At 60.4% G+C, this 12,866-nt stretch carries 13 protein-coding genes and 1 pseudogene; 11 read left to right on the top strand and 3 right to left on the bottom strand.

Going from position 1 to position 12,866, the window contains the following annotated elements:
• The first annotated feature begins 8 nt into the window (after positions 1 to 8).
• The 7 genes from GVK95_RS19180 (at position 9) to GVK95_RS19150 (ending at position 6,388) form a co-directional block, all read left to right on the top strand.
• Positions 9 to 485: a hemerythrin domain-containing protein gene (locus GVK95_RS19180; protein ID WP_159952308.1), complete on the top strand. Its 477-nt coding sequence runs from the start codon at positions 9 to 11 to the stop codon at positions 483 to 485.
• A complete protein-coding gene (locus GVK95_RS19175; protein WP_159952307.1) occupies positions 482 to 1,213 on the top strand; it encodes an NnrU family protein in 732 nt (243 codons plus the stop codon). Before GVK95_RS19180 ends, GVK95_RS19175 begins: the two co-directional genes overlap by 4 nt.
• A 159-nt stretch (positions 1,214 to 1,372) precedes the next feature.
• Positions 1,373 to 2,413, top strand: a complete 1,041-nt coding sequence (locus GVK95_RS19170; protein WP_200844329.1) for an ABC transporter substrate-binding protein — start codon at positions 1,373 to 1,375, stop codon at positions 2,411 to 2,413.
• A gap of 10 nt (positions 2,414 to 2,423) precedes the next feature.
• Positions 2,424 to 3,233, top strand: coding sequence for an ABC transporter permease subunit (locus tag GVK95_RS19165; protein WP_159952306.1), 810 nt, complete (start codon positions 2,424 to 2,426; stop codon positions 3,231 to 3,233).
• Positions 3,230 to 3,979, top strand: a complete 750-nt coding sequence (locus GVK95_RS19160) for an ATP-binding cassette domain-containing protein (protein WP_159952305.1) — start codon at positions 3,230 to 3,232, stop codon at positions 3,977 to 3,979. The genes GVK95_RS19165 and GVK95_RS19160 overlap by 4 nt, the downstream gene beginning before the upstream one ends.
• The gene (locus tag GVK95_RS19155; RefSeq protein WP_159952304.1) at positions 3,976 to 5,196 is read left to right on the top strand and encodes an NnrS family protein; all 1,221 of its coding nucleotides are present in this window, start codon (positions 3,976 to 3,978) and stop codon (positions 5,194 to 5,196) included. Before GVK95_RS19160 ends, GVK95_RS19155 begins: the two co-directional genes overlap by 4 nt.
• Position 5,197: 1 nt before the next feature.
• Complete coding sequence (locus GVK95_RS19150; RefSeq protein ID WP_159952303.1) at positions 5,198 to 6,388, top strand: NnrS family protein; 1,191 nt, start codon at positions 5,198 to 5,200, stop codon at positions 6,386 to 6,388.
• A gap of 15 nt (positions 6,389 to 6,403) precedes the next feature.
• Here the strand turns inward: GVK95_RS19150 and GVK95_RS19145 are convergent, their stop codons facing one another.
• Both GVK95_RS19145 and GVK95_RS19140 read right to left on the bottom strand, forming a co-directional pair.
• Positions 6,404 to 6,973 carry a UbiX family flavin prenyltransferase gene (locus tag GVK95_RS19145; RefSeq protein ID WP_159952302.1) on the bottom strand — a complete coding sequence of 190 codons (570 nt, stop codon included), beginning with the start codon at positions 6,971 to 6,973 and terminating at the stop codon, positions 6,404 to 6,406.
• On the bottom strand, positions 6,970 to 8,475 hold the full coding sequence (locus GVK95_RS19140; protein ID WP_159952301.1) for a UbiD family decarboxylase: 1,506 nt from the start codon (positions 8,473 to 8,475) through the stop codon (positions 6,970 to 6,972). The genes GVK95_RS19145 and GVK95_RS19140 overlap by 4 nt, the downstream gene beginning before the upstream one ends.
• A 155-nt stretch (positions 8,476 to 8,630) precedes the next feature.
• Here GVK95_RS19140 and GVK95_RS19135 point away from each other — a divergent pair, with 155 nt between their 5' ends.
• The 4 genes from GVK95_RS19135 to GVK95_RS19120 all read left to right on the top strand — a co-directional run bounded on the left by GVK95_RS19135 (position 8,631) and on the right by GVK95_RS19120 (position 11,814).
• Positions 8,631 to 9,077, top strand: coding sequence for an SCP2 sterol-binding domain-containing protein (locus tag GVK95_RS19135; protein ID WP_244618833.1), 447 nt, complete (start codon positions 8,631 to 8,633; stop codon positions 9,075 to 9,077).
• Positions 9,078 to 10,055, top strand: a complete 978-nt coding sequence (locus tag GVK95_RS19130) for a peptidase U32 family protein (RefSeq protein ID WP_159952299.1) — start codon at positions 9,078 to 9,080, stop codon at positions 10,053 to 10,055.
• The gene (locus GVK95_RS19125; protein WP_159952298.1) at positions 10,052 to 10,975 is read left to right on the top strand and encodes a U32 family peptidase; all 924 of its coding nucleotides are present in this window, start codon (positions 10,052 to 10,054) and stop codon (positions 10,973 to 10,975) included. The genes GVK95_RS19130 and GVK95_RS19125 overlap by 4 nt, the downstream gene beginning before the upstream one ends.
• 182 nt (positions 10,976 to 11,157) lie before the next feature.
• Positions 11,158 to 11,814 (top strand): DUF542 domain-containing protein, encoded by a 657-nt coding sequence (locus GVK95_RS19120; protein WP_159952297.1) that lies wholly within the window; start codon positions 11,158 to 11,160, stop codon positions 11,812 to 11,814.
• Between the two features lie 772 nt (positions 11,815 to 12,586).
• Here GVK95_RS19120 and GVK95_RS19115 read toward each other — a convergent pair.
• A pseudogene (locus tag GVK95_RS19115) lies at positions 12,587 to 12,866 on the bottom strand (DNA-binding protein); the annotation flags it as partial.

Genomic DNA, 12,866 nt, shown 5'->3' with positions numbered 1-12,866 from the left:
AGGCGAGGATGTGCTCATCGACGCATGGACTGACGGCGGCGGAAGTGCGACAACTTGAGGTGCATCACCGTGACCTCCTCCAGCTCTGCCTGGAGCTCGAGGACGTGGCAGCTGAACTGGACGTCGGGCGCGTCCCGCCAAAAACACAGCGCCTCGCAAAGACGATGGAACCCCTGATCTCGGCAGCGCACAGGATAGAAGAAGATAGTTTATATCCGGATCTCGAGCGGCATGCTGGCTCGTGCTTCGGATCTCTTATGATCGCCCAGATCAAGGCAGAGCACCGCGTGGATCACCGGGCTGCACGAGAGTTGGCCCTCACGCTTACCGCAATTGCTGGCCGTCGATCCAGGCTCGGACTGGATATCGTGGCGAATATGGTGCGTGGCTTCCAGGAATATCTGAGGCGCCACGTCGCTGCGGAGCAGATGCTGCTTTTTTGTCTTCTGGCAATCGAAGACGAGACGGTCGGTTCGGCCCAATGAACGAGCTCATTCTGTCGCTGCTTGTTTTCCTGCTGCTGCATTCCGTTCCGGCCATTCCTATGTTGCGATCCAATCTGATCTCCCTGATCGGATCACGGACCTATTTGGCCGCCTATTCGGCCGTCTCGGTCGCCGTGATGGTCTGGGTTGTTCACGCAGCACTTCGCAGCGACTTTGTCGAGCTCTGGGACCCATCCGGCTGGCAGGCACTCGTGACGATCGTTACATCGCCGCTCGCGCTCTTCCTCGTCCTTGCTGGTCTCATCAGCCCCAATCACTTCTCTATCAGTTTGCGGGCCGGACACGCTCCTGTTGCTGGCTACGACACAGCCTCCGATGCGCCCCCCGGAGCGCACGCCGGAGCGATAGTCGCCATCACCCGTCACCCGGTGCTCTGGGGCTTCATTCTGTGGTCTCTTGGACATCTTTTGGTCAATGGCGACCTCCGTTCCCTGACCCTTTTCGGCGGACTCGGGATATTTTCCGTCGTGGGTCTGTTCATCCTCGATCGTCGGGCACGGCGACGGCCGGATCTGGACTGGCACCTAGTCCAGGCTCAGACTTCTATCATACCGCTGGCAGCACTCATCGAGGGACGGACGATGCTGCGCTTGGACGGACCGATGCTGACGGCATTTGTCCTAACGTGTGGGGCAACCATATGGCTGCTGACAGGCGGGCACGCGCTCCTGTTCGGGGCCGATCCGATAGCGGCGCTCGCCTACTGAGCGTGGGAACAAGCGCGGTGCTCCCGGGCCAAGCTCGACCGTGATTTCGGAACCGGCGAAATAAATTCTGACTGCTCCGATCCTTGACGCACGTCAAACAACGCAATGCCGGCATCCGATAAAGGTGATCCAGCAGTTCACATTAGAAGAAGGCAGCCGATGGCGAGCGACCGCGTGATCAAACTCGGATCAAACGACAAGGGTACAGATATGCGGCCCTCCATCGGAGTGACCAGGCGCACTATTTGTACCACCATTGCAGCCACACTCGCCCTGCCTTTCCTCAACCGTGGAGCCCTTGGTGCTTCCCTCGATCAGCTTGTCCTCCATGGTCCTCCAGCGGGTCCGTCGATCACACTCGCCTATGCTGTCGGCAAGGGATTGCTGCGCGATGTCGCCAACAAGGTCGAGTTCAAGATCTGGCGCACGCCGGACGAAATGCGGGCCGGCCTGTCCTCCGGGTCGATGCAGGCCGTCGTCATGCCGACTACGGCGGCCGCCAACCTCCACACCCGAGGCATCGGCCTCAAGCTTGCCAATATCATGACGAACGGACTTCTCTACATCGTCTCGCGTGATCCGGGTATCCGCAGCATCTCGGATCTCGATGGCCGCAGCATCACCGTCCCGTTTCCAAATGACACGCCGGAACTCATCTTCGATGCCGCTCTCGCACATCATGGAATGACGGGAAGAGTGGAGATCGAACGGGCCGGAACACCGATCGAGGCGATGCAGATGCTGCTGGCGGGCCGGATCGAAACCGCCCTATTGCCAGAGCCGGCCGTGTCGGCCGCAATCTTCCGCGCGAAGACGGGCGGTGTGGCCCTTTATAGGGCGATCGACATGCAGATCGAATGGGGCGAGATGAATGGCAAGAGCCCCGTCATGCCCCAGGCGGGCCTGGCCCTCACCGACGTTTTCCTGAAAGCACAGCCTGATAGGGTAGAGGCACTCCTGGCGGCACTCGCCAAGGCGACATCAGAAGTCAATGCCGACCCGGCGGCGGCAGCCAGCCAGGCCGCGTCGGCACTTGAACTGCCATGGCCCGTGCTGGAGGCATCGATCCCTCATTCCAATCTGGTTGCCGTCCCCGCTCGCGACCTCCGTGATCCGATCGAGACGCTTTTAAAGGCCGTCGCGGAGACGCACCCTGAAATGGTGGGTGGCCGCATGCCCGATCCAGCACTCTATCTCTGAGGCTTTGACGATGGCGGGTCTGGCAAATCGTGCGGCGCGAACGTTGAAGTTCCTCTGGTTGGGCTGGGCCGGCCTCGCGGGACTGGCGGTCTTCGCCGCCGTCTGGCAATTCGGCGCGGAAATCTATGGCAGCTTCGTCCTGCCCACGCCGGCGGCGACATTTGCGACATTGATCCAGCTGATGTTCATTCCCAAAAACTGGATACTTGTGGCAGCGACAGGGACCCGGGCGCTTCTGGGCTTTGCCTTGGCCGCGATGATCGGCGCCTTCTGCGGCATCGTCGCCGGTTATCACCCAGCCGTCATGCGCGTAGCGCGGCCTCAGGTCACCTTGCTCATCGGCATCCCGCCCATAGCCTGGATCGTACTCCTAATGATCTGGTTCGGCAGCGGTGCGGGTACCGTCGTGGCGACTGCTGCCGTCGCAGCATTGCCTCTGGTGTTTGTAGGTGCGGCAGAGGGAATTCTCACGCGCGATCGTGCACTCGAAGACATGGCTCGCATGGCGGGTCTGTCTCCAATGCGCCGTCTCGTCGGAATTGCCATGCGTCAGATGCTCGACACGCTGTTTCCGGCCCTCGTCATGGCCCTCGGCACCGCTTTCAAGGCGGCCGTGATGGCAGAACTGCTGGCCAATGCCGGCGGGATCGGTGGCCAGTTGGCGAATGCCCGTTCCAGCCTCGACGTGGAGGCGGCACTCGCCTGGATACTACTGTCCGTCTTTGCACTCCTTGCGGTCGAATATGGCCTTCTCCAACCGTTGCGCGCCGAGGCCGAGGCATGGCGGGAGGCGGCACGTCCCTGGGGTGTGCATCGATGAATCTCCTTGAGTTGAAATCAATCGGACACGGTTTCCTGGGCAGAGCCATTCTTGACAACATCCGCCTTGCGGTGCGCAAAGGTGAAATGGTCGCGCTTGTCGGCCCCTCGGGCTGCGGCAAGAGCACACTGGCCCAGATCGCGGCAGGGCTTATTGCATCTAGACATGGCACGGTCGAACGCGGCTATCGGCGCAGCGCCTTCGTCTTCCAGGAACCCCGCCTCCTGCCCTGGGTGACTGTCGCCGCCAATGTCGGCCTCGGCCTCTCCGGCATTTCGCTCAGTCGCCGCGAGAAAATCGACAGGATCGCGGCAGCCTGCCGGCGGGTGTCTCTCGACGAGGCAGACTGTCAAAAATTTCCCTCCCAGCTCTCCGGTGGCATGCGCCAGCGCACAGCGATTGCCCGCGCGCTCGTCGGGGATCCTGACTTCGTCTATTTCGATGAACCATTCACCGCGCTTGACGCCGCACTGCGCAGACGCATGCAGGATCTGGTGATTACCACCGTCGCCAGGCGCGGCACGGGCGGGCTATTCATTACGCATGACATCCAGGAGGCCGTTCGCATTTGCCACCGCATTGCAGTGCTCGACCGGCGCGGCCACGGCGTCCTCGACTGCGTGACAGTTCCCCATGCGCCGGGAGAACGCAGCGACGAACTGGTCTTTGAAACGGCAAGGCGCCTGCTGCGCGAGAACCCGTTTTTCTCCGTCATCGAGGAATGCGACGAGAGGAAAATAGCATGAGCGTGGTGGCAATCAGACGTCTTGTGATCCCGGCCGGTATCGTAGAGGCGATGTCGGCCGAAGGTCTGCGGTTGCTCTTTCCGTTTGCAGCCCTACATGCCGGGCTCTGGCCGTTCCTCTGGGTTATCCTCTGGTCTTTCGAGTTGCCCTTCGCGGCAGGCTCCCTGCCCGGCCATTGGCACGCCCAGGAAATGCTCATCGGGTCCTTCGGAGGCGCCCTTCTCGGGTTCCTGACCTCCGCTCTGGCGGAATGGACAGACACCCCCCGTCTGCATGGCCGGCCTCTCTTCCTCCTGGCGAGCCTCTGGGCGTTGGCGCGCGTCATCGGCCTCTTCGGCGCGGAAGAGGCATGGCTCGTCGGACTGTTACTGGACCAGAGCTGGATCATCTTCTTGCTGGTTTACGCGTTACGCTTGGCGATTGCCGTGCGGACCACCTATCTCCTCGGTTTTATCTTGTTTCTTGCGGCCCTCGCCGCAGCGGCGGCAGTGCTGCGCATTGCCATGGCGGCTGAACACCCTGCCATGGCGGAAGCAGCGATCAGGACGGCGGGCTTAGCGCTCCTCGGTCTTCTCGGCCTTGCTCTTGCTCGTATAACGGTGCCCGTGACCAATCTGGTGCTTGATCCGAGTGAACAGACCTCGCCCTATCGCCCGCATCCCGGCCGCGCCAATCTCTCTTCTGGCCTAACCATGCTGGTCATTCTCGCGGAATTCCTGGGTACCTCGGAGCCGGTTCGCGGCTATCTGATGATTGCGGCAGGCGCGGCCTTCCTCGACCGCGTCGCGGAAGGTTTCGTCGGTCGCGAGGGCCTGACATTCGAACTGGCAGGGTTTTGGCTGTCGAGTGCCTTCGCCGGTGGCGGTCTGCTGGTCTGCGGTCTTGCGCTGACCGGCCTGCCCCTCCCCTGGCTCGGAGGGCTGCATCTCGCTCTGATGGGAGGACTGGGCCTTGGCGTCATGCAGGTCCTATCAGTCGCCGGACTTCTTCACACCGGGCGGCCTCTGCGGTTTTCAACCACGACCCGGCTCGCCATCGTGACACTCGTCATTGCCGTTCTCCTGCGCTGCCTGCCGGAATTCTTCCCCGCGCTGTCACTGCCACTCGGCCCTCACGGGCTGTCGGCGACGCTCTTCGCCCTCGCCTTCCTGATGTGGGCATCGGACTATCTTCCTCTGCTCTGGTCGCCGGCGACAGTCGACCAGGAAAGGTGCTGACATGAACAATCTCCTCGACCTCTCCGTGTCCCGACGACTGCTGTCGGGCGGTTTCCGCCTGTTCTTCCCCGCCAGTGCTCTGGTCGCGGCGCTGACCGTTGCCGTCTGGGTGCCATGGTTTCTCGGCTTCATGCACATGCCAACACACCTGCCACCGGTCGCCTGGCACCAGCATGAATTGCTCTTCGGCTTCATCCCGGCCGTGGTCGCCGGCTTCCTCCTGACGGCCGTGCCGAACTGGACCGGAAGACCAGGAGTTTCCGGCCTGCCTCTGCTTCTTCTTTTTACCCTGTGGCTGGTCGGCCGGATCACCATCAGCATTTCGCAGTTGACCGGACCACTTGTCCCAACCGCGCTGACGCTCGCCTTTCTTCCGGTTCTCGCCGTCATCATCTTGCGGGAACTGGTCGCCGCAGCCAATCGACGTAACTACAAGATCGTCGCGGTCCTCGTCGTCCTCAGCGCAGCCCAAGTCCTGTTCCATCTGGAGATCTACCGCTATGGCCGAGTTGAAACGGCCGATCGCCTGGCGCTTAGCGCGACCATTCTCCTGATCACGATCGTCGCCGGGCGCATTGTTCCTGCCTTTACCGGCAACTGGCTGAAGGCAACCAATCCGGGACCTCTACCCGCCCCCTTTTCGCGTTACGACCTTGGTGTTCTGGTTTTGACAGGCGTAGCCCTTACGGCTTGGATCGCAGCCTCCTTTTCGCCGGAGACGCTCGCATTGCCTGCCTCCGTCCTGATGCTGATCACGGGCCTCAGCCATATCGTGCGGCAGGCGAGATGGTGTCCACAACGGACATTTCGCGAGCCTTTGGTTACCATCCTGCATCTGGCCTATTTCTTCGTGCCACTCGGGTTCTTCTTGGCAAGCGCCCCTACGCTGCTCGACAACACAGGTCTGCGCTCCGCAGGTGTGCATGCCTGGACCACCGGGGCCGTCGGAATCATGACGCTCGCGGTCATGACGCGGGCAACCCGTGGCCATACAGGCCAGGCCCTGCATGCCCCCTGGACAACAACGTGGCTGATCTATGCGCCGATCGTCTTGTCTGCCCTCGCCCGCATCGCGGCGGCACTTGCGCCGGCCCAGACAATGACCTTGCTACCAATTGCCGGGCTAGCCTGGATTATGGGTTTTGTCGGATATGTGGTGTTCTATGGACCACTCATCCTGCGCAAAGGATAGAACGCTTACGCCGACCTATCCCTGCCATTCGGCAATGAGCGGCGTATCGCAAAGTCCGAGCAAGTCGACTGCGCGCGCGGCGATATCGGAAACGAGCTCATCGACCGACATCGGATTGCGATAGAAGGCAGCGACCGGCGGCATGACGATGGCCCCCATTTCCGTCACGGAGACCATGTTGCGCAGATGGCCGAGATGGAGTGGCGTTTCACGGGCGAGAAGCACCAGACGCCGCCGCTCCTTAAGCTGGACGTCGGCGGCCCTTGTCAGCAGATTATCGGTGAAACCCGAGGCGATGGCCGCGAGCGAGCGCATCGAGCAAGGCGCGACGATCATGCCAGCTGTGCGGAATGAACCACTGGCGATGGTAGCACCGATATCGCCGTCGGAGTGAAAATGATCGGCAATATCGATCAGGCGTCCCAGCGCTTGGGGGCCGGCTTCATGGGCAATTGTCCGTCGAGACGCCGATGTCAACACAAGATGCAGTTCCACGTCTACCATCCCGCCCAGGATCTGTGCGATCCGAAGGCCAATCGAAGCGCCGGACGCCCCGGAGATCCCGAGAATGACGCGCCTCTTCATCGCGCTTCTCCAATGCCGAGTTCAGTCCAGATACGGTCCACTTTCGCAGACACTTCCGGGCTCATATGCAGCACCCTCCCCCATTCCCGGTCGGTTTCGGCCCCAAACTTGTTCGTCGCATCGAGACCGAGCTTGCCGCCCAGCCCCGCTTTCGGCGAGGCGAAGTCGAGGTAGTCAATGGGTGTGTCGGACACCGTAACCATGTCTCGTGACGCATCGAAACGCGTCGACAAGGCCCATACGATGTCGCTCCAGTTGCGCACGTCGATATCCGGATCGACGGCGATGATCAGTTTGGTGTAGCTGAACTGTGGCAGCATCGACCACAGTCCCAGCATGACGCGACGGGCCTGGCCGGGATACCGCTTGTCGAGCGAAACCACGATTGCACGATAGGAACAGGCTTCTGGCGGCAGCCACAGATCGATAATCTCGGGAAACTGCCGCTTCACCAGCGGCACGAACAAGTCGTTCATCGCCTCTCCCAGAACAGAAGGTTCGTCGGCCGGCCGGCCGGTGAAGGTCGACAGATAGATCGGGTCTCTGCGCATGGTTATGGCACTCAGTGACATGACCGGGAAACTCTCCACGGAGTTGTAGTATCCGGTGTGGTCCCCGTAGGGGCCTTCAAGGGCAGTTTCGGAGACCGACACGCTGCCCTCAAGCACGATCTCAGCTGTGGCCGGAATGTCGAGAGGCTGGGTGATCGCACGCACCACACGGCTACGCCTACGCCGCAAGACGCCCGCAAAGGCAAGTTCGCTCATCGATTCCGGTAGCGGCATGACCGCAGACAGAATGGTCTGCGGATCTGCGCCGATCACAACCGCAACCGGCATGTCTTTCCCCAGCAACTGCCATTGCCTATGATGCCGAGCAGCACCTCGATGCGCCAGCCAGCGGGTGATCAGGCGATCGCGGCCGAGCACCTGCAGCCGATAGACGCCGACATTCACATCTGTCGGATCGGTCGGCGACGAGGTGATGACGAGCGGCCAGGTGACGAGCGGCGCCGGCTCGCCCGGCCAGCACCACTGGATCGGCAGTCGAGAAAGATCGATCTCTGTTCCTCGCCGCACGACCTCCTGGCACGGTGCCCGCGATACTCGGCGGCATCCCAACGACAAGGCCGACTGTAGCAGGGGCAGTTTCCTGATGGCATCCCGCAGCGAGGTCGGCGGTCTCGGCTCGCGCAGATCAGCCAGCAACGCGGCAAGGCTGCCAATTTCACCCGCACCAATGCCGAAGCCCAGTTCAATACGCTCGCGCGTGCCGAAGAGATTGGCGACAAGCGGCATGCAAGCCGGAGAGCCATCAGCGCCAACAGGATTTTCGAACAACAGCGCTGGCCCATCCTCTCTGATCACCCGGCGGTGAATCTCGGTCACCTCGTGCATCAGACTGACCGGCGGAGTGATGCGGACGAGTAGGCCTCGCAGTTCGAGTTCTTCGAGAAAGGCTTGAAGCCCGTCATAGCGACGGCGGGGGGCGGTGTAAGTCATGGTTTGCATATGGCCCGTGAAATCGCTGGCGTCTTTGCGCTGGCTCAATCTGCCTGGCTGTCGGGCCGACTAGTCTGCGCCTCCCGACACAAATGAAATCGACCAGAATGCACCTCATGCCCCTGTTCGCCATGCCGATCGACGTCCTGCCCATCATGCCGGTTGAATACATGGCCCGGAAGCTGTTCGGGCACTTGTTCGACGCACATCCCGACCTGTTCGACCGCATGGGCGCGTACCGGAACTGCAGCTTCTCGTTCACGCCGGCGGATCTGCCGCTGGTCTTCCTCGTCAAGCCAGCGGACCCCAGCCTCTCGCTCGTGCGCAAGGGCGCCCCATTCACTGCGGATGCCGGGGTTGAGGCACCGCTCTTCATGCTACTGGCACTTCTCGAAGGTCGCTGCGATGCGGATGCCCTGTTCTTTTCCCGCGATGTGCAAGTGAGCGGCGACATGGAGGCGGTGCTTGCTCTGCGCAATGCACTCGATGACTGCGACATTGACCTGCCCAAGGACCTTTCACGGATCGGCGGCCTGGCAGCTCCCCTCTTTGAACAGCTGGCGACGGTAATCCGCCGCCGGGCACTGAAGGAAATGGCTTGAATGGAACTGATATGTCCTGCCGGTACGCCGGCCGCGTTTCGCGAAGCCGTCGATGCCGGCGCTGATGCAGTCTATTGCGGCTTTCAGGATGAGACGAACGCCCGCAACTTTCCGGGCCTCAACTTCAGTCCCGAGGAATTGCGGGACGCGATCGCATATGCACGCAGGAAAAACTGCCAAACCTTCGTCGCGCTTAACACCTTCATGCGGGCCGGCGATGAAGACATCTGGTACAGGGCAGCATCCGACGCGGTGAAGCTCGGGGCTGATGCCCTGATCCTGGCAGATTTCGGACTGATGGCGCATGTCCGGGAGCACTATCCCGAGCAGAGGCTGCATGTCTCGGTTCAGGCCTCCGCTTCCAATCCTGAAGCGATCAATTTCCTCGTCGAGGCATTCAACGCCAGACGGGTCGTTCTACCCCGCACGTTGACCATCGCCGACATCGCCCGGATCGGCAGGAAAGTGGCGTGCGAGATCGAGGTCTTTGTCTTCGGCGGCCTCTGCGTGATGGCCGAAGGGCGTTGCTCGCTGTCGTCTTACGCCACCGGCAAGTCACCCAACATGAACGGCATCTGCTCGCCCGCGAGCCATGTCCGTTACCGCAAGGAAGGCCCGCAGATGATCTCCGAACTCGGGCCCTTCACCATCAACCGGTTCGGTCCGGCCGAGGCCGCCGGCTATCCCACGCTGTGCAAGGGCCGCTTCAACATAGGAGACGCTGAAGGCTACGCCTTCGAAGACCCCGTCTCGCTCGATGTGATGGGGGAGATCGAAGCTTTGAAAGCCGCCGGTGTCTCAGCCTTGAAGATCGAGGGACGCCAGCGCGGCAAGGCCTATGTCGCGGAGGTCGTGTCGACGCTCCGGCAGGCCCTGTCCACCGAACCGGCGGCGCGTGGACCGCTTCTGTCGCGCCTTAGGGCCATGAGTGAAGGACAGAAGACGACTGTAGGCGCCTATGAGAAGCGCTGGAGATGACGATGACCGAACTGACGATGGGGCCTGTCTACTATCTTTGGGATGGCCCGAAGTGGCGTGACTTCTATTTACGTGTGGCCGAAGAAGCACCAGTCGACCGTGTCGTGATTGGCGAAACCGTATGCTCCAAACGACAGCATTTCATCGAACCGCATCTGGTCGAAGTGGTGGAGCGGCTGGAACGTGCCGGAAAGACCGTGGTCTTCTCGTCTCTCGCGCTGGTGACACTGGAACGCGAAAGCCGTTTCGTCCGCGAACTAATCGAGACCTCGGATTACCCAATTGAGGTCAACGATCTTTCGGCGATCGGCCTCATCAAGGGACGCCGGCACCTTGTCGGCCCGCTGGTCAATGTCTACAACAGCGCAACCGCGCGGCTCCTCGCTGAAAGGGGGGCAGAGCGCATCTGCCTGCCGCCGGAACTGCCATTCGCCTCTGTCTCGCAGATTGCAGCAGCCGAGACCGGCGCGACGATCGAGGTCTTCGTCTTCGGACGCATTCCCTTGGCGATCTCCGCCCGGTGCGCCCATGCACGGTCAAAGGGCAAGATAAAGGACAATTGTCAGTTCGTCTGTGGTGAGGAACCTGATGGCCTGTCACTGAAGACGCTTGATCGACAATCCTTTCTCGTCCTGAACGGGGTGCAGACTATGTCGCACACCTGTCAGGCCCTGGTGCATGAGTTGGAGGAAATGCAGGATGCCGGAATCAGATCGCTGCGCCTGTCTCCGCAGGACTGCGACATGGTCGAGGTTGCGAAAACCTTCCGCGAAGCTCTGGACCGGCGTCTCGGTTCCCAGTCTGCTCTTGATCGGCTTAGAGCCATCTATCCGACGGCGCCGTTCTCAAACGGTTTCCATCACGCCAAAGAAGGGGCCGCCTGGATTGCCAAAGCAAAAAGCGCATCCTTCGCCCGCTGAGTGACCTGACCAGCATGGCAAAGCCGCCGTCGATGCACAAATTGCATTTCTACAGCGCGCGACAACCATGTGAACCAATTGCACAGATATTGTTTGCGCCGGAACAACGATCAAATCGGCGGTGCCGGGCATGAGGTACTCAGGCTGGGGACAGTCTTCGACCATCAATAGGGGAAGAGACCATGACGCAGATCGAGCTTAGCCGAACCGTCGCAAGCGTAGCAACAGAGGTTCCTGGCGCGGCCGATCTTTTTCGACGTCACGGGATCAATTTTTGTTGTGGTGGCGGCTCTACGATCGAGTCTGCAGCGGGAGAGGCGAGGATTGACGCCGGCGCGCTGGTAGGAGATCTGGAAACACTTCTATGTTTAGCCCGGCGCGACGTGCCGGAAAACACCGTGGACCTAATAGAATGCCTTCTGACAAGATATCACGCAGTTCACCGTAGTGAGTTGGAATGGCTCATTCCACTGGCGCAGAAGGTTGAGCGGGTCCACGGTGGGCATACGGAAGCGCCGATCGGTCTGGCGATCCTGTTGCAACGGATCCAAGGCGATCTGGAGGAGCACATGCGAAAAGAAGAACTTGTGCTGTTCCCGATGATGACGCGCAGCGACACTGTATCGATTGTTCACATGGTCGCACAGATGCAGCGTGAGCACGCAGTCGAGGCTCTATACGTCGTGAACCTGGAACATCTGACCAACGGCTTCGCTCCGCCGGTTGGCGCCTGCAACTCTTGGAACGTACTGTATGCTGGTTTGAAAAAATTCGTGGAAGATCTCGTTCAGCACATGCATCTGGAAAATGAAGTTCTGTTTCCCCGTTACACGACCTGACACCTCTGACCGATGGATTAAGCAATGGAAGCAACAAATATCACCGAGGCGAACATTTCTGATGCAGCGATGCCTCGGAGGGCAGCGGTGAGATCTCATCCGGCTTGTGCGAAGCACTACGACGCGATTTCGGCTTCTTTTCGTTGGGACCGGGCTTGTGATACGTTTGAATGCCTGTCTGGAGCCTGCGCCGTCGAGCTTGTCGGGTACGTGATGGACAGGTTTTTAACAACAATCGAATCGTGCGAGAAATAAGGCCTTATGTTGTTGATTACCGGGTGAGATTGATCCAGTTTTTCATTGCGCCGTGACCCGGCTCAACTCTAAATATTTGTTTAGAAGCAGCCGGTTCTGCCGGTTAGGTGGGGCGGCGCAACGTGGAAAAACGGATCACATCCTGCTGAAATTCAACAGTCATCGAATGCCCGTTGCTGAAGTTCAGCGACCATCGTCCGGAACATGAGATCAATTTGCTTGGCCATAGGTCCTTTATATCATTTTCGCAATTCTAGTATAAGTACGATCTGTGAGAAAACCGTGGTTGTTCGCACCCTATAAGCGGGCTGTATTATTTTCTGCTTATGACTGACAGACTGCCATTCACGAAACGAAAACCGGAGGCCAGCGTCCCGCCAAGGAGGTCATATGCCTCGTCTAACACCGATCACGATCCGAGGGGCAGATCTATATTGATTTCGCGAATCTAGTATAGCGACAACAATCCAGTCGCACGCTTTGAACGGACTAGAACCTTCGATCACCCCGTCCCCAGCTATTTGAAGTCCCGCGCCTTGACCCTGATCTGATCGATGTGGCCATAAGGATCGACGATATCGCGAACTATCGGCAGTCCGCGTGGGTCGGGCATCGGCGACCCGTGATGAAACTCATCGCCACGCCCGTGCGGCAGAGGAAAGGCCTCGTCTCGCGATCCGACGCTCGCTAGCTCACCGGACAGGTCGGTCAACCGGTGGGCAACGAGGTGCACCACCTCGCCCTCGCGCTGGATCTTGCCATAGACGCCGATCATGCCGGCGCCAAGCACGACGCGC

The organism is Rhizobium sp. 18065, assembly GCF_902706095.1.
Taxonomy (GTDB): Bacteria; Pseudomonadota; Alphaproteobacteria; order Rhizobiales; family Rhizobiaceae; genus Allorhizobium.
Note: the sequence above shows the minus strand (reverse complement) of the source record. Positions and strands in the feature narration are given on the sequence as shown.

Bases quoted from the DNA above. Each gene is read 5' to 3' on its own strand.
- GVK95_RS19140 (WP_159952301.1), bottom strand. From the start codon at position 8,475: ATGACTTACACCGCCCCCCGCCGTCGCTATGACGGGCTTCAAGCCTTT.
- GVK95_RS19170 (WP_200844329.1), top strand. From the start codon at position 1,373: ATGGCGAGCGACCGCGTGATCAAACTCGGATCAAACGACAAGGGTACA.
- GVK95_RS19120 (WP_159952297.1), top strand. From the start codon at position 11,158: ATGACGCAGATCGAGCTTAGCCGAACCGTCGCAAGCGTAGCAACAGAG.
- GVK95_RS19145 (WP_159952302.1), bottom strand. From the start codon at position 6,973: ATGAAGAGGCGCGTCATTCTCGGGATCTCCGGGGCGTCCGGCGCTTCG.
- GVK95_RS19155 (WP_159952304.1), top strand. From the start codon at position 3,976: ATGAGCGTGGTGGCAATCAGACGTCTTGTGATCCCGGCCGGTATCGTA.
- GVK95_RS19130 (WP_159952299.1), top strand. From the start codon at position 9,078: ATGGAACTGATATGTCCTGCCGGTACGCCGGCCGCGTTTCGCGAAGCC.
- GVK95_RS19175 (WP_159952307.1), top strand. From the start codon at position 482: ATGAACGAGCTCATTCTGTCGCTGCTTGTTTTCCTGCTGCTGCATTCC.
- GVK95_RS19180 (WP_159952308.1), top strand. From the start codon at position 9: ATGTGCTCATCGACGCATGGACTGACGGCGGCGGAAGTGCGACAACTT.
- GVK95_RS19125 (WP_159952298.1), top strand. From the start codon at position 10,052: ATGACGATGACCGAACTGACGATGGGGCCTGTCTACTATCTTTGGGAT.
- GVK95_RS19135 (WP_244618833.1), top strand. From the start codon at position 8,631: ATGCCGGTTGAATACATGGCCCGGAAGCTGTTCGGGCACTTGTTCGAC.
- GVK95_RS19165 (WP_159952306.1), top strand. From the start codon at position 2,424: ATGGCGGGTCTGGCAAATCGTGCGGCGCGAACGTTGAAGTTCCTCTGG.
- GVK95_RS19160 (WP_159952305.1), top strand. From the start codon at position 3,230: ATGAATCTCCTTGAGTTGAAATCAATCGGACACGGTTTCCTGGGCAGA.
- GVK95_RS19150 (WP_159952303.1), top strand. From the start codon at position 5,198: ATGAACAATCTCCTCGACCTCTCCGTGTCCCGACGACTGCTGTCGGGC.